Raw genomic sequence first — 16,134 nt, 5'->3', positions numbered from 1 at the left:
GAAACCCGACGCACAACGAGAAGGACCCTAGGGCGGCTGTCACAGGGACGTCCAAGACAAAAACAAGCGCCGGACGATAGGTTTCGCCTATCGACGGAGGCTGGCTCGCGACCACGAGCCGGCCTCCGTTCACCGGATCGCCGATGGCGAACGCCATCGCTGAGCAAGCGCCGCCCGTCGATGCCGGCAGTGCTGCCGTCGACAACCGGCATGCACATGCCCGCCGCCGGGAAGGCACACCGCGCGCCGCAGGTCGGGACGGTGGCCGTGAGGATCCCGACCGGCGGCAAGCGACTCTCGGCCAACGACGTCACCAGGCCGCACTACCGCAACAGCGGTGAATCCTGCCGACTCACCCGAGTTCCAACAGGCACCGCTCTGCCGGTCGGCCGCGCTGAGCGGGGTGCAACGACGTACCCGGCCGTAACGAGATCGGCGTCGGGAGGTGTGTCCGAGCAGCCGTTCCCTCGGAACCCCACGACACGGCCCGGAGGCGGCGCAGGGCTCAGGCGGCCGCCGGTGAGGTCGGTGGCAGGCCGCAGGCCTCGGCCAGGGTGTCGGCGCCGGGCCGGTCGCCGTGGCGGGCCCGGGCGGCCGCGAGGTGGCGCGCGACGAACGAGGCTCGGGGCTCGTCGGTTGCCTTCTCGAGCAGGATGCCGAGGGTGTCGAAGTCGCCGGTGCGGGCCGCGGCCTCGGCCAGCCAACCCGACAAGCGCCCGGGGTTGCGGTTGGGCTGGGACCGGTCGATCAGCCGCGCGGCCGTCGCGCGGCCGCCGGGACCGAGACGGACGGCGGGAGCGGGACTCAGCGGTGGCGGGTACGCCGACAACGACGCGACCAGGCCGAAGACCTCGGCGAAGAGGTCGGGGTCGTGCTCGGGCAGGCCGGCCCGCGCGGCCGCGGTGATCAGCAGTTCCGCGGAGAAGCCGTATCGCCGGTCGGGACCCGCCGACAGGGCGCGCAACAGAGCCGCACCCTCGCCCGCCCGGCCCGTCTCGATCAGCCCGGCCGCGAGGCCGATGTCGACATGCTGCGGGTTGCGGGTGGACAGCCTCGCCCGGAGCATCGCGGCGCGCGTGTCGAGGAGCTCGGCTCGCAGGGCCGGGCCGGCCAGCACGAACACGCCGTGCAGCAAGACCGCGACCTGTATGGAAGGCTCGTAGGGGCGCAGGTTCGCGGAATCCAAAGCGTCGAGAACAGCTGGCAGCCGAGCGTCGGTGACCGGGTCGCCGCAGCGCCGGTCGATCTCGGCCAGACCGAGCGGGCCGAGCAGCCCGGCCGCGGCGGCCAACCGGGGACGGTCGGCCTCGCCGAGAATTGCCGCCCACCGATCCAGCCGCTCGGGTTCGCCGGGATGCGCCTCGGACAGCGCGGCAAAGACCGCGGCGATCCGGTGCATCCGCTCGCGATGAGGGCCGTACTCCGGTTGATCCTCGAACTCCTCGACCGCGAGCACCGCCCGCAGCAGAGCGGCCTCGGCGTCGTCCGATCCCGAGGCGAGACGGGCGAACCCACCGGCCAGGTGGGCCCGAGCGGTGAGCGCCGTCGTGACCCGGCCGTTGTCGATCGCGGCGGCCAGCACGGACCGCGCCCGCTCATCGGACAGGCGGGCGGCCACCCCGGGCAGCGTATTAGGCACCGAGCCGGCCCGCAGCAGGGCGATCAGCTGCTCGGCCGCAGCGGCCTCGTCCCCGCTGTCGATCAGCGCCTCGGCCCAGGCGGTGTGCTCGTCGGGCGACGCGGTCGAAGCATCCTCGACGGCGAAACGATCGAGAATCTCGAGGGCGGAATCGACGACAGCTGAACTCATGCGGCGGATGGTAGTGAGACCCACCGACAAAAAGAGAGGCCGGCTCGCACCCGCGAGCCGGCCTCCGTCTCACCGGCTTACTCGACGGCGGACACCGTCACCGAGAAGGCGCCGCCCCGGATGGCGGCGGTGTGCCCGTCGGCCACCAACGTGTACGTGCCCGCGGCCGGGAACGTGCACTGGGTACCGGCGATCGGCCCGCCCGTGCCGCAGGTCGGGGTGCCCTGCTCGGTCAGCGCCACGATCGACCGCAGCTCCCCGGACTCGCCGACCGCCCGCACCTCGTACGGTCCGGCGGCCGGGATCGTCACCCGCCGGCAGCGGACATCGCTGAGCGGGTCGGTCGACGGTGTGCCGAGCGCGACGACCGGGCAGCCCACCGGCGCGGTGACCGACCGGATCTGGATCTCGTCGGAGTCCTTGCCCGCAGCCCCGTGACTCAACGCCAGATAGGTGCCGCCGGCGGTCAGCTCACACGGCGGGTTGGTGCTGCGCCACGGGAAGCCGCAGATCGGTGTGCCGTCCGCGCGGTCGATGTCGACGCTGCCGTTCTCGGCGAACCCGATCACTTTCTCACCGGGCGAGGCCTCGAACCGTACGCAGTGTGACTCGAGCGGGTCGCTCTGCGGCAGCCGCACCGTGGGCGCGGTCCACGCCGTACTGATCTCGGTGGTGCAATCGGCCGCGTCACGCAGGGTGGCCACGAGACGGTAGGTGAAATCAGTCGTACCGGACGCGTTGCTGAGCTGGATCGTGTAATCACCAGTCTCGTCGATCTTGCAGGTGAACAACCGGCCCCGCTGCAACAGGCAGACCGTACGGTCGTCGGCGGCGCGGACGAAGCCGAAGCTGGGCAGCGGCGCCGCCCCGTCGATCCGCAGCGCGTGCCACCCGGCGGTGAGCCGGATCGGGTGGCAGCCGAGCTTGCCGGGCGGGACGGTGGTCGTGGCGATCTGGTCGGCCGACAGCGGCCCGAAGCGGCTCTCGGTCAACGGTGTCACCGGTCCGCAGGTGGCCGGCGGCGGTGGATCGGTCGGGTCGGGCGGCGTCACCCCGCGTTCGGTCTTGGTGATGCGGTAGCGGGCCGCCGACGGCTGGCCGCTCAGCACGAGCGTGGTCGTGTGGCTGAGCTCCAACGGACAGGTGAACGTGCTCGCCGCACCCGGCTCGCAGAACGGTCCGCCGCCATAGAGGACCTCGGCGTTGACCGAGTTGGAGCCGGACAGCCGCTCGATCGCGATGTCCATCTCGCCGGTCTTGTCGGCCGTGAAGGTGAAACAGTTCGTGAACCGGCCCGGGCCGAAGCGGGCGACCACGTCCGCCGTCCACGGCCGGCAGCTCTCGCTGATCGCGTTGCGCCGGAAGGCGAACACGTAGTCGCCGGTCGCGCCGGCGGGGGCGGTCAGCAACAGCCGATACGTCGTCGAGCCGCTCAGCGGGCAGTCGAGTGACGAGCAGAGAAGCGAACCGTCGTCACCGTAGACCCGCGGCAGCGGGCTGGCCGCGCCGGTGGCCCCGGCCGGGTACACCAGGTGCGTCTCCATGCCGTCCGGGATCTCGAACTGGTAGCAGTCGACCTGGCCGACCGTCCGGAACCGGCCGCGCTGGCCCGGCTGGTCCAAGCCGTACGCGGAAAGGGTTTTGCACCCGGAAGCCGTGGCCGGTACGAAGGTGGCCGCGAACGGCTTGTCCCAGACCGTGGAGCGCAGGCTGTCGATGATCAGGGTGTAGGTGCCCGCCGTGGTGAACGTGCACGTGTCGCCGTCGTTGTAGGGATAGCCGCTGGTGCTGCAGGGCAGGCTGCCGTCGGCGGCCATGACCACGAAGGTCTGGGCCGCGCCGGCGGCGTCGACCGCGCCCACGAAATACGTACCCGGCTCGGTGACCTCAAGCGTGCGGCAGCGGGTGGCGCTGACCGGACGCGGCGCGGCGCCGAACCGGCCCGGCCGGGCCGTGGGGCAACCCTTGACCGGACTCAGCGACCGGACCTGGATCTCGCTGGTCGTCCGGCTCGGCTCGGCCACCGAGATCGCGCGGTAGATGCCGTCGGCGGTTAGCTCGCACGGCCCGTTGCGCTCGGTCGGCACGCTGCAGACCAGATCACCAACAGCATCGCGGACGGCGATCCGGCCCGAACTGCTGTAGGCCAGGATCCGCTCGCCGGCCTTTCCGGTGAAGCGCACGCACTGCACTTCCACGCCGGCCGCGGGGAAGCTCACGGAGGCTGCGTTCCACTTCGTGCCGACGCGCGTGGTGCAGCGGGCGGGGTCCTCGGCGGTCACCGCGACCTTGTAGTCGACCGGCGTGGGACCGCGCAGGTTCTGCACCACGACGGTGTAGTCCCCCGCGGCCGGGACGTCGCACTCCCACTGGTAGCCCGGCGGAGCCGTGCAGACCGCGGCGCCCTGCGCGTTCTGCAGGGTTGCCGAGCGCAACGCGGTGAAGCCGGTGAACTGGATGAAGTGACGGCCGGCGCTGAGCTCGACCGCGTGGCAGCGCGTCTCACCCCGGGCGATCGTGCCCGAGCCGATCTGCTCGTCCGACAGTGGGCCGAACTGCCCCTCGACCAGAGGCGCGCAGGTGGTGGTGGGCTCGGCCGCCGCAGCGACAGCCGGCTCGGCCGCGTACGCGCTGCTGCTGAGCCCGGACGCCAGAATCAGGCCGCACGCCAGTGCGGCACCCCAACGTTTCAAGTGTTCCCCCGTGGTTCTCGTCGGTGAGCCGAAGGAATACCACGAACGACTTCGGTCCCTCTACCCCGCAGCGAGCACAGTGGAGAAATATGCGTACCGCCAACGCATATTTCGCCTGGACGATGCGGCGGAAGCGGGGGGACCGGGCCGGACCCGTTCCGATTGCTGGAGATGGTCGACGCCGGAGCCGGAGAGCCTTGACTGTGTTCCTGGAACACGGGCTGAACTGAACGGCATGGCCGGCACCCGGACGACAGGGAGATCGAGATGAGCGTGGAGTTCCTGCACCCCGACGGCATGCTCCAGCAGACCGACTACTCACCGGTCGCCGTGGGGACCGGGTCGCGGGTGGTCCTGCTGGCCGGGCAGGCCGGCGTCACCCCCGACTTCAAGCCGGCCGCGCCCGATCTGGCCGGTCAGGTCGAGGCCGCGCTGCGCAACATCATCGTCGGCGTGCGCGGTGCGGGCGGGGACGTCGGCGATCTGGCCCGGCTGACCTTCTACGTCGTGGACTGGTCGGTCGAGAAGTGGGACGACGTGCTGGCCGCCATCGCCCGCGTCCAGCAGGAGGAGGGGCTGCCCGACCCGGCCCCGCCCATCAGTATCATCGGCGTCCAGGCCCTGTTCACACCCGACTTCGTGGTCGAGATCGAAGCCACCGCCGTCCTCACCTGACTAGCGTCGCAGGCCGGAGACGACGATCTTGGTCGCCTCGGCGATCAGGGCGTCGTCCGAGGACGCGTCCGGCTCGCCGCGATCCGACTGGATGGCGACGACGAGCGGGTCACCGGTGGGCGGCCACACGACGGCGATGTCATTGCGGGTGCCGTAACCGCCGCTGCCCGTCTTGTCACCGACCGTCCAGCCCGAAGGCACACCCGCGCGGATGTACGCGTCGCCGGTCGTGTTGCCGAGCAGCAGGTCGACCATCTTCTGCCGCCGGGGCGCGGGCAGCACCTCGCCGAGGACGAACTGCCGCAGGTCGGCGCCGAGCGCCCGCGGCGTGCTCGTGTCCCGCCGGTCACCCGGAACAGCGGTGTTGAGGGCCGGCTCGTTCCGGCTCAGATCAGTGGTCTTGTCGTCGATCTCCCGCAGTTCCTCCTGCAACCCCTTCGGCCCGTCGACCAGCTCGAGCAGCAGGTTGGCGGCCGTGTTGTCGCTGTGCTGCACCGTGGCCGCAATCAAGGCATCGACCCGCATCCCCGTGGCCACGTGGCGCGAGGTGACGGGCGCCCACTCCAGCAGATCCGCCCGGCTGTACTTGACGACACGGCGCAACTCGGCGTCGGACAGCCGGCGCAGCAGCACACCGGCCAGCAGAGCCTTGAAGGTCGACGCGTGCGCGAATCGCTCGTCCGCGCGGTACGCCACCGTGCGACCAGTGCCCGTGTCGATCGCGTGCACCCCCAGACGCGCCCCGAACCGACGCTCGAGCGCCTGGAACGGTCGGACATCGACGACTGCCGGCGTCCGGCTCGGCGACGACGACGGCGACGGGCTGGTCGGCGAGGCGCAGGCGCTCATCAGCACGAGAACCAGGGCACCCATGATCAGGCGCCGGACTTCCTTGTTCATGCCGACAAGTATGCGAATTCCGACCCGGGCCGGACCGTCCGGCGCGGGTGGCGGGTGGTCGGCGTCACCCGTCGCGGTGGTCCCTCCGTACCGGAGTAAGGGTGTTCTACCGACGCGAAGGCGTTGGCCCCGATGTGAGGCTGAGTGCGACGGAAGGCCGGGGTGAGGGGAGAGTCCGCTGAAGGTGTTCATCTTCGGGATCAGCGGAGCCGTCGGCCGGCTGCTGGCGCGGAAACTGGTCGAGCGCGGTGACGAGGTCGGCGGCCTGGTCCGCCGTGACGAACAGCGGGCCGAGCTCGAGACCGAAGGCGCCGGCGCGTACGTCGGTGAGCTCGCCGATCTGACCGCCGACGCCCTGGCCGTCATGGTCCGCGGTTGTGATGCCGTGGTCTACACCGCCGGGTCCAACGGGGGTGACTGGAAGGTCACCACCGCCATCGACGGTGACGGCGTGCTCAAGGCTCTGGAGGCGACAGGGCTGGCCGGGGGCCGTCGCTTCGCGCTGGTGTCCGTGCTTCCGGAGGCGGGGCGCGGGGAGCGCCTCGGCCGAGCCCGGGAGTCCTACTACGCGGTCAAGAAGCTGGTCGAGGTCACGGTCAGCGAGTCCCTGCTCGACTGGCTGATCCTCCGCCCGTCCCTGCTCGTCGATCGGGCCGGGTCCGGTGCGATCGCGCTCGGCGCGGCCCAGCCGTGCGACGAGATCGCGCGCGACGACGTCGCCGCGACGCTGGCGGAACTGCTGCACGAACCGCGGATCCGCCGGCAGATCCTCGAACTGAATCAAGGCTCGACGCCGATAACCACGGCCGTCCGGGCCAACATCCGCTGAACTCTCGGAGGAAGCCATGGATGAGCCGAGAACCTCGTCCGGCGTTCGAACACGGTCGGGCTCAGTTCCGGTGCTGCTGCTGGCCATCAGACTGATCGGAACGGCTGATCCGCGACCGGATCAGCCGGCCGACGCCGGCTCGGCGCCGGTTCCGAGCGACCGGACCCGGAAAACCGCGGGGCTGACGTGACCTGGAGCACCCGTGAACTGGCCGAGCTGTCCGGCACGACGGTCAACACCATCCGGCACTACCACCGGCTCGGCCTGATCGAGGAACCCGAGCGGCGATACAACGGGTACAAGCAGTACGAGGTACGGCATCTGATCAGTCTGCTGCGCATCCGGCGCCTCACGGATCTGGGCGTTCCGCTGGCCCAGATCGGTTCGGACAGCGACTTCGGCCCGGACCTGCTGCGGCAGATCGACGCCGACCTCGCCACCCAGGTCGACCGTCTGGTGCGGGCCCGGGCCGACATCGCCGTCATCCTGCGTGACGGCGCACCGGCCGACGCGCCCGCGGGTTTCGAGTCCGTCGCGCCGCGCCTGTCGGCCTCCGACCATTCGCTCATCCACGTCTTCGCCCAGCTGTACGACGAGAGCACCATGAACGACCTGCAGCGCATGGTGGAGGCCGACACCGATCCGATCAGCGCCGAGATCGACGCCCTGCCGCCGGACGCCGACGAGCGGACCCGGCAGAGCCTGGCCGAGAGGCTGGCGCCGGCCCTCGCGCGGCACCTGCTCGACCACCCCTGGCTGAACGACCCGGCCCGGCATCTGTCCCCGGGCAAACACGTCAGCCGGCAGACGTTCGTCGACGCGGTGGTCGCGCTGTACAACCCGGCCCAGCTCGATGTGCTGACCCGAGCCGCCTCCCTCGCCCAGCAGCACCTTCAGGTCAAGGACGGGGTGGATGCACCGACGCCACGCCGTGGCGATAGGCCCAGATGACGGTCTGGACGCGGTCGCGAGCCCCGATCTTGGCCATGGCCCGGCTCAGGTGGCTCTTCACGGTGCTGACCTCGACGACGAGCTCGGCCGCGATCTCGGCATTGGACAGCCCGTCGGCCAGCAGCCGTACGATCTCGGCCTCGCGTGAGGTCAGCAGCTGATCGACGGCCGGGCCCTCGGCGGAGGCGGGCAGCGCCGGGCGCCGCCGCGCGAACTCGGCGATCACCCGGCGCGTGACCGTCTGGTCGACCATCCCCTCCCCCGCGGCCAGGCGGCGGATCGCCTCGATGAGGTCGTCCATGTCGGCGTCCTTGAGCAGGAAACCGCTCGCGCCGGCCTCGAGCGCCCCGAACACGTACTCGTCGAGCTCGAAGGTGGTCAGCACCAGGACGGCGGGCGGCGGGTCGATCTCGCTGACGATGACCCGGGTCGCGTCGAGGCCGTTGCCGCCGGGCATGCGGACGTCCATGCAGACGACGTCGGGGTGCAGCCGCCGGGCCAGCGCCACCGCGTCCGGGCCGCTGGACGCCTCGCCGACGATCTGGATGTCCTCGGCCAGCTCGATCAGCGAGCGGAATCCGGCCCGCAGCAACGGCTGGTCGTCGACCAGGAGCACAGTGATCATCGGCCCGCCGTACGGGGAATGGTCAGCCGGACCGACCAGCCGCCGTCCGGGGTCGGGCCCGCGGACAGGGACGCCCCGATGAGCCCGGCACGCTCGCGCATGCCGATGAGGCCGAAGCCGCGATGACGTCGGTCGGCCCGAGCCTCCCGTGCGGAGGGCGGGCCGTTGTGGACCTCGAGCACGCTGTCCTCCGTACGGTGATCGATCTTGATAGTGACCGCGGCGCCGGGCGCGTGGTCGCGGGCGTTGGACAGCGCCTCCTGCGTCACGCGATACAGGGTCAGGTCGGCCGCCGCCGAGAACTCACCGGGCCGGCCGGACACGACCAGCTTGGGCCGGACCTGCGTGTCCGCGTGCCCCGCGACCAGGTTCTCGATCATCACCAGGCCGGGCACGGGCCCGCCGCCGTCGGGCAGTCCCGGTTCGGCCGGCCCGGCCTCGCGCAGGGCGCCGACGACCAGACGCAGGTTCTGCAGAGCGCTTTTTCCTTCCGTACGGATGGTGGCGGCGCCCTGGCGGGCCGCCTCCGGATCACGGTCGATCATGCGCTCCACCACTGTCGCTTGCACGATGAGGGTGGTGAGGTGATGGGCGGCCACGTCGTGCAGTTCCCGGGCCATCCGGGTGCGTTCGGCGGTCAGCGCGGCATCGGTGCGGACGCGCAGGTTCTCGGCCGCCTCGGCCGCGCGGAGCTCGACCATCTCGGTGTACCGGTGGCGGATCGTGGTGTTGCGGCCCAGCGCCGCCGCGCCACCGTAGAGGATCGCCGAGAAAACGATCTGCACGAGAATGCGGGAGATCAGCGGCGGTGACGCGGTGAGGGTCGAGTCGAGGGCGGCCGGGATCGCGCTCAGCACCACGAAGCTGGCCGTCTCGGTGAACGCGGCGAGCCCGGCGACCAGGAGCGCCCGGCGCTTCGGCATCAACGTGCCGCAGGTGTAGACAGCGACGGCGAGGGCCGCGCCGCGGACGCCCTCCCCGGGGTCGGCCGCCACGGCCAGGGCCACCTGCAGGGCCAGGACCGCGCCGAGGCACCACAGCGGCCGGATCCGGCGCAGACACAACGCCGCCGCCTGGGCCACCAGCAGAACTGCCACCGTGGCCGAGATGCCGGGCACGAAGAAGGGCACGGCCATGACCGCGGCGACGAGGATCGCGAGCGCGCTGTCGCGCCGCAACGGTGTCGTCAGCCCCAGCGCGTCGAGCCGGCTGTCCCAGTCGCGCCGTGGCCGGTCAGCCGGCCCGCGCGGTTCATCCATTGCCGCTCACCATTCGCGCTCCCGACGGTCGGCCCGCCCCGATGCTACCCACGGGACCCGGCCCACTGGGGCACTCGCGAGGCGAAGTTCCTACCTGCGACGGAGGCGCTTCCGTCGGAGGTCGCAAGGCCGATTTCACGCCGCCGCCAGATGTGCCGGCGGGGCCGCGGACGGCAGCGTACTGGTCAGCTCGACACGCTTCGCTCGAGGAGACCACCATGGCGCAACCGACCCCGGCGGCATCCGGACTGGTGGGCCGGCGCGCGGAACGCGACGCGCTGGAACGGCTGCTGACCGCTGCGCGAGGGGGACGCAGCGGGGCCGTCGTGGTGCGCGGCGAGGCCGGCATCGGCAAGACCGCGTTGCTGGACCTCGCCCGCGGCCTCGCGACCGGATCGGGCTTCCGCGTGGAGTCCGCGACCGGGGTGGAGGCGGAGACCCAGTTCGCGTACGCCGGTCTGCACCAGCTGTGTGAGCCGCTGCTCGACCGTACGGCCGCTCTGCCGGAACCTCAGCGGACCGCCCTCGAGGTGGCGTTCGGACGGCGGAGCGGCGCCGCACCCGACCGGTTCCTGGTCGGGCTGGCCACTCTCAGCCTGCTGGCGACGGTGGCCGAGGAGGGCCCCCTGCTGTGCCTCGTCGACGACGCGCATTGGCTGGACCCGGCCTCGGCCCAGGTTCTGACGTTCGTGGCGCGGCGGGTCACGGCCGAGCGGCTGGCACTCGTGTTCACGCAGCGCGAACCCTGCGCCGGGTTGCCCGAGCTGCACCTGGACGGGCTCGGCGAGGCCGACGCGCGGACTCTGCTGAACTCCGCGGTGAACGCGCCGCTCGACGACCGGGTGCGCGACCGGATCGTCGACGAGGCCCGGGGCAACCCGCTGGCGCTGCTGGAGCTGCCCCGCAACGTCCCGCCGGCCCGGCTGGCCGGTGGGTTCGAGCGGCCCGACGTCGTGAGCGTTCCGCGGCGCGTCGAGAGCAGCTTCCAGAGTCGTTCGGGCTGCCTGCCGGCCGGGACGCAACTGCTGCTGCTGACCGCGGCGGCCGAGCCGACCGGCGACGTGGCCCTGTTGTGGCGCGCGGCGGCCGAACTGGGCCTCGACCGGGCGGCCGCGGACCCCGCCGAGGCCGCCGGTCTGCTGGAGATCGGCCGGCGGGTGCTGTTCCGTCATCCGCTGGTCCGGTCGGCGGTCTACCGGGCCGCTTCGTGGCCGGACCGCCGCCGCGCCCACGGCGCCCTGGCCGCGGCCACCGATCCGCACGCCGACCCGGACCGGCGGGCCTGGCATCGGGCGCAGGCCGTCCTCGGCGCCGATGAACAGGTCGCGGCCGAACTGGAGCGCTCGGCCGGCCGGGCCTGCGCTCGCGGCGGGTCGGCCGCCGCGGCGGCGTTCCTGCAGCAGGCGGCCGAGCTGACTCCCGAGCCGACCCAGCGGGCGCGCCGGGCCCTGGCGGCGGCGCACGCCAAGCACGAGACCGGTGCGTTCGAGGCGGCCCGGGAGCTGCTGACGACCGCGGCCGCCGGACCGCTCGACGCCCTGGCGCGGGCCCGCCTCGAGCTGCTGCGGGCCCAGCTCGAGGCGCAGCTGAACCGCGGCCGCGAGGCGACGGGGATGCTGCTCGACGCGGCCCGGACGCTGGGCCCGCTGGACCCCGCGCTGGCTCGCGAGACCTACCTGCAGGCGTTCGAGGCGTCCGTCGAGTCCGGTCGCCTCGCCGATGACCACGGCTGGCTGGCCGCGGCCCGGACCGCACCCCCGCCGCCCGGGTCGCCGCGGGCGGCCGACCTGCTGCTGGACGGTCTCACTACGAGATTCCTCCAGGGTTACGTGGCCGCCGTTCCTCCGCTGCGGAAGGCGCTGGAGATGCTGCGGATGGACGGCGACCGCCGCTGGCTGGGGCTGGCCGGCCACATCGCGCTGATGCTGTGGGACGACGAAGCGATCCACGCCCTGGCTGAGGTCATGCCGGCCGCCGCGATCCCACCGTACGAGCACGACGGATCGGCGGACGGCAGCCTCGCCCTGCCCGAACTGATCGAGGCGGCAGTCCGCGCCGGACAGCACGAGCGCGCCGCCGCAGCGCTGGAACAACTCAGCCTGCGGGCCCGGGCCAGCGGCACCCCGTGGGCGCTGGGGCTGGAGGCACGCTCCCGGGCCCTGCTCACCAGCGGCCCGGCCGCCGAGAAGCACTACCGCGAGGCCGTCGACCACCTCGAGCACTGCCGGGTGGCCATCGACCTGGCCCGCGCCCGTCTGGTGTACGGCGAATGGCTGCGCCGCGAGGGCCGCCGCCACGACGCCCGCGAGCAACTGCGCCTCGCCCACGAACTGTTGTCGGGCCTGGGCGCCGAGGCGTTCGCCGAACGCGCGGCCCGCGAGCTGCGCGCCACCGGTGAGCACCCCCGCCGACGGACCGCCGGCCCGGCCGACGACCTCACGGCCCACGAGCTGCACATCGCGCAACTGGTGGCCACCGGGGCCACCTCGCAGGAGGTCGCGGCCCAGCTGTTCCTGAGCCCGCGCACCATCGAGTCCCATCTGCGCAAGATCTTCCGCAAGCTCGGCATCACCTCGCGCCGGCAGCTCAAGGATCTGCGTCTCGTCCCGAGGAGTGGAAACCAGCCGGTCAGCTGAACCGGTCAAGAAACCCGGCCGTACTCCACATCGGATATTCCGGAGCGTTCGCCGTCAGCTGCCCGATCGAGGTCACATGCGAGGAAACCCGAGATCCATTCGCCTGAAGATCGTTCTCGCCCTGCTGGTGCCGGTCGTCGCCCTGACCGGGCTGTGGGTGATCGACGTCAAGGCGTCGATCGCCGACGCGACCGCCCTGCGGGACATCTACAACACGCGGGACAACGTGATCCTGCCCGGCGACCGGATGGTGGAGGCGCTGCAGGCCGAGCGCACCCGGTCGGTGGAGTTCCTGGCCACGCCCGACGGCGACGTGGGCGCCCTGCGTCTCCGCCGGGCGGCGACCGATGCCGCGGTCGCCCAGTTCCGCCAGTCGTCCCGCAGCTGGCAGGGAAGCGGGTTCTCGGCCGACATCACCCGGGCCCGTTTCGCCGACATGACCACCAGCCTCTACACGCTGAATTTGATCCGAGCCAAGATCGATGTCCGCGACGCCACCTCGATCTCGGTCCTCAGCGACTACGCCGGCATCATCCAGACGTCGTTCAGCGTGTCCAACGCGGCCGCGGCCTCCAGCGAGCCGCTGGTGGAACGGGTCATGCGCACCATCGTGGCCATGCGCCGGGCCGGCGAGCTGCTCCACCAGGAGGACGCCCTGCTCACCGGCGTCACCAAAGCCAAGCGCTTCGGCGACGGCGAGTACTCGCAGCTGATCCAACTCATCGGCGCGTTGCGGTTCCAGATCCCCATCGTCGGCACGGCCCTGCCCGGGCCCGACCAGGCACGGTTCAAGGGCATGCTCAGCGGTTCCGCCTTCGTCGAGCTGCGGTCGGCCGAGGACCGGATCATCGACCGGGGACGCGCCGGCGAGCAGGTGGGGATCAGCCGGGAAGAATGGCGGGCGACCTCGAACCTGGCCGTGAGTCAGCTGTACGCCTTCATGGCCGACGGCTACGACCACGCCGTCGAATTCGCCCAGGACGCGCGCGACCGGATCGTGACCCGCTTCGGTCTGACCGGTCTGCTCGGCCTGATCGCGATCGTGGTGTCGCTGGTGATGGCCGTGCACATCGGCGGCTCGGTCGTCCGGCGGCTGGCCGAGCTGCGAACGGCGGCCACCGACCTCGCCCGCCGGCGACTGCCCGAGCTGGTCCGGCGCCTGCGGGGCGGTGAACGCATCGACGTCGACGGCGCGACGTTACGCCTGAGCCTGGGCGACGACGAGATCGCCGAGGTGGGCGCGGCGCTGTCCGACGTGCACCGGAGCGCCGTGGAGTCGGCCGCGGCCGAGGCATCCATGCGCACCGGCATGAACAAGGTCCTGGTCAACATCGCTCGCCGCAACCAGTCGTTGCTGGACCGCCAGATCGAGGCGCTCGGGCCGGGCGACGCCGACGCCTACCGGCTGGCGGTCCGGATGCGCCGCCACGCCGAGCACCTGGTGATCCTGGCCGGTTCGGCCCGCAGCCGGCGCGGCCACGGGGCCGAGTCGCTGAGCACCGTCCTGACCCGGGTCGCGGGTGAGATGGAGCAGTCCGAACGGATCGCGATCGGACCGGTGGCGGACGTCCGGGTGCCCGAGCACGCCGTCAACGATCTGGGCCATCTGATCGGCGAGCTGCTGGCCAACGCCGTGACCTTTTCCGCGCCCGGCACACCGATCCGCATGTCGACCCAGCCGGGCCCGGACGGGACCGTGGTGGAGATCGAGGACCACGGGATCGGGATGTCGCGCACCGCGATCGAGGAGACGAACAAGAGGCTGGCCCTGCCACCCGGGCTCGACCCCTCCGACAGCGCCCGCCTCGGCCTGTACGTGGTCGCGACTCTCGCGGCCCAGCACGGCGTCGCGGTCACCCTCGGGCCCGTGGCCGGGGGCGGCCTGCGCGCGGTGGTCACCCTCCCCGCGGCCATGACGGTCCCCACCGGCGAAGCACCGCCCGAAACCACCGCACCGAGACGCTCGGACCAGTCCCGTCTCGTCGGGATGGTGGCCCGGGCCGGCCATCGACCTCGGTAGTAAAAGTGCTTCAGGGAGCCTCACGGCCGACAAAAGGGCAGAGCATCGCATTTTCTTGACACTTTGTTTATTGATTAGCAAACTTCAATGCGAGTGGGCGGAGAGATCCGTTCACGTTTCCCCCATGTCCCCGTCCGAGGAGCTCCCCCATGGCTCGTCCGTACCGATGGATCGCGGTTGCCGCAGCTGCGGTGACAGCGGTCGGCCTGACTCCCCTCGTGAGTTTCGCCGACACCCCCGACCCCTCCCCGCGCGTCGACGTGGCGCCGACCCTCGATCTGCCGGCCGGCGTCGTCGCGGCCATGAAGCGCGACCTGAACCTCACCGACGACCAGATCGCCGAGCGCCTGCGCACCGAGGCCGCGGCCCCGGTCGTCCAGAAGCGCCTCAAGGCCAAGCTGGGTCCGGCGTACGGCGGCGCCTGGATCAAGAAGGGCGACCAGCGGCTCACCGTGGCCGTCACGTCCGAGGCCGCCGCGCGGGAGGTGCGCGCGGAGGGAGCCGAGGCGAAAGTCGTGGCCCGCAGTGAGAGCGCTCTCGCCTCGGACCGCGCGAAGCTCGACAAGCGCGGCGCGAAGGCGGCCGACACCATCCGCTCGTGGCGCGTCGACCCGGCGACCAACACCGTCGTCGTCACCGTCAAGCCGGGCGCCGAGGCTCAGGCCCGCAAGTTCGCCCAGGACAGCGGCGTCACGAAGATCACCGTCGAGACCTCGTCGGTCGCGCCCGAGCCGGTGTACGACGTCCGCGGCGGCGACCAGTACGTGATCAACGGCAACACGCTGTGCTCGGTCGGCTTCGCGGCCCGCCGCGGCGGCGCGCCCGGTTTCGTGACAGCCGGCCACTGCGGCGGCCGGGGCGCCCCGACCCGCGGCTTCAACAACGTCGACATGGGCAGCTTCCAGGAGTCGGAGTTCCCGAACACCGACATGGCCTACGTGGGCGTCAACGGCAACTGGACCCCGCAGCCGTGGGTCAACAACTACTCCGGCGGCAACGTGACCGTGGCCGGCTCCAACGACGCCGCGATCGGCTCGTCGATCTGCCGGTCCGGTCGCACGTCCTCGTGGACCTGCGGCACCCTGCAGGGCCGCGGCGAGACGATCAACTACTCGAACGGCCCGGTGTACGGCATGAGCCGGATGAGCGCCTGCGCCAACCCCGGCGACTCGGGCGGTTCGGTGATCGCCGGCAACCAGGCCCAGGGCGTCACCTCCGGCATCGCCGGTGGCTGCGGCTCGGCCAACCCGCAGACCTGGTTCCAGCCGGTCAACCCCATCCTGTCGCGCTGGGGCATCGCCCTGGTCACCACCGGCGGCGGCAGCGCGGGCGGCGCCTTGATCAGCGCGCTGAACGGCCGTTGCCTCGACGTGCCCAACGGCAACTTCGCCGACGGCGTACGGGTCCAGATGTGGAACTGCAACAACTCGGCCGCCCAGAAGTGGGAGTCGGTCAACGGCACCCTGCGCACGGGCAACAACAAGTGCCTGGACGTGGCGTGGGGCTCGACCGCCAACGGCGCGATCCTGCAGATCGTGGGCTGCTCGGGCAACCCGGCCCAGCAGTGGGTCCTGTCGGCCGCCGGCGACCTGGTGAACCCCCAGGCCAACAAGTGCGCCGACATCGAGGCCTGGAACCCGAACGACGGCGCCACGCTGGTGCTCTGGGAGTGCCACGGCGGCGCCAACCAGAAGTGGCGGCGCTGAGCAGCTGAGCAACGGGCCCGGGGCGGCACT

At 71.8% G+C, this 16,134-nt stretch carries 11 protein-coding genes; 6 read left to right on the top strand and 5 right to left on the bottom strand.

The window, feature by feature from the left end:
• Nucleotides 1-505: 505 nt before the first annotated feature.
• Entirely contained in the window at nucleotides 506-1,810 is a 1,305-nt protein-coding gene (locus M1L60_RS37205; RefSeq protein WP_253242266.1) for a hypothetical protein, read from the bottom strand.
• A 77-nt stretch (nucleotides 1,811-1,887) separates the two neighbouring features.
• Complete coding sequence (locus M1L60_RS37200; RefSeq protein ID WP_253242265.1) at nucleotides 1,888-4,503, bottom strand: hypothetical protein; 2,616 nt, start codon at nucleotides 4,501-4,503, stop codon at nucleotides 1,888-1,890.
• A gap of 267 nt (nucleotides 4,504-4,770) precedes the next feature.
• On the opposite strand from M1L60_RS37200, the gene M1L60_RS37195 reads away from it, so the two are divergent.
• Nucleotides 4,771-5,178 (top strand): RidA family protein, encoded by a 408-nt coding sequence (locus M1L60_RS37195; protein WP_253242264.1) that lies wholly within the window; start codon nucleotides 4,771-4,773, stop codon nucleotides 5,176-5,178.
• Here the strand turns inward: M1L60_RS37195 and bla are convergent, their stop codons facing one another.
• On the bottom strand, nucleotides 5,179-6,078 hold the full coding sequence (gene bla, locus M1L60_RS37190) for a class A beta-lactamase (RefSeq protein ID WP_253242263.1): 900 nt from the start codon (nucleotides 6,076-6,078) through the stop codon (nucleotides 5,179-5,181).
• A gap of 184 nt (nucleotides 6,079-6,262) precedes the next feature.
• Here bla and M1L60_RS37185 point away from each other — a divergent pair, with 184 nt between their 5' ends.
• Both M1L60_RS37185 and M1L60_RS37180 read left to right on the top strand, forming a co-directional pair.
• The gene (locus M1L60_RS37185; protein ID WP_253242262.1) at nucleotides 6,263-6,907 is read left to right on the top strand and encodes an NAD(P)H-binding protein; all 645 of its coding nucleotides are present in this window, start codon (nucleotides 6,263-6,265) and stop codon (nucleotides 6,905-6,907) included.
• A gap of 186 nt (nucleotides 6,908-7,093) precedes the next feature.
• Nucleotides 7,094-7,858, top strand: a complete 765-nt coding sequence (locus M1L60_RS37180) for a MerR family transcriptional regulator (RefSeq protein ID WP_253242261.1) — start codon at nucleotides 7,094-7,096, stop codon at nucleotides 7,856-7,858.
• On the opposite strand, the gene M1L60_RS37175 is transcribed toward M1L60_RS37180, so the two are convergent.
• Both M1L60_RS37175 and M1L60_RS37170 read right to left on the bottom strand, forming a co-directional pair.
• Nucleotides 7,806-8,483 (bottom strand): response regulator, encoded by a 678-nt coding sequence (locus tag M1L60_RS37175; RefSeq protein WP_253242260.1) that lies wholly within the window; start codon nucleotides 8,481-8,483, stop codon nucleotides 7,806-7,808. The two genes, M1L60_RS37180 and M1L60_RS37175, sit on opposite strands and share 53 nt — an antisense overlap.
• On the bottom strand, nucleotides 8,480-9,742 hold the full coding sequence (locus M1L60_RS37170; protein WP_253242259.1) for a sensor histidine kinase: 1,263 nt from the start codon (nucleotides 9,740-9,742) through the stop codon (nucleotides 8,480-8,482). The genes M1L60_RS37175 and M1L60_RS37170 overlap by 4 nt, the downstream gene beginning before the upstream one ends.
• Nucleotides 9,743-9,960: 218 nt before the next feature.
• On the opposite strand from M1L60_RS37170, the gene M1L60_RS37165 reads away from it, so the two are divergent.
• The 3 genes from M1L60_RS37165 (at nucleotide 9,961) to M1L60_RS37155 (ending at nucleotide 16,104) form a co-directional block, all read left to right on the top strand.
• Nucleotides 9,961-12,378 carry an ATP-binding protein gene (locus tag M1L60_RS37165; RefSeq protein ID WP_253242258.1) on the top strand — a complete coding sequence of 806 codons (2,418 nt, stop codon included), beginning with the start codon at nucleotides 9,961-9,963 and terminating at the stop codon, nucleotides 12,376-12,378.
• 76 nt (nucleotides 12,379-12,454) lie between these two features.
• Complete coding sequence (locus M1L60_RS37160; protein WP_253242257.1) at nucleotides 12,455-14,398, top strand: sensor histidine kinase; 1,944 nt, start codon at nucleotides 12,455-12,457, stop codon at nucleotides 14,396-14,398.
• A 149-nt stretch (nucleotides 14,399-14,547) separates the two neighbouring features.
• On the top strand, nucleotides 14,548-16,104 hold the full coding sequence (locus M1L60_RS37155) for a ricin-type beta-trefoil lectin domain protein (protein ID WP_253242256.1): 1,557 nt from the start codon (nucleotides 14,548-14,550) through the stop codon (nucleotides 16,102-16,104).
• The last annotated feature ends 30 nt before the right edge of the window (nucleotides 16,105-16,134 follow it).

The organism is Paractinoplanes aksuensis (genome assembly GCF_024137025.1).
GTDB lineage: Bacteria > Actinomycetota > Actinomycetes > Mycobacteriales > Micromonosporaceae > Actinoplanes > Actinoplanes aksuensis.
This window is presented reverse-complemented; position numbering and strand designations above follow the sequence as displayed.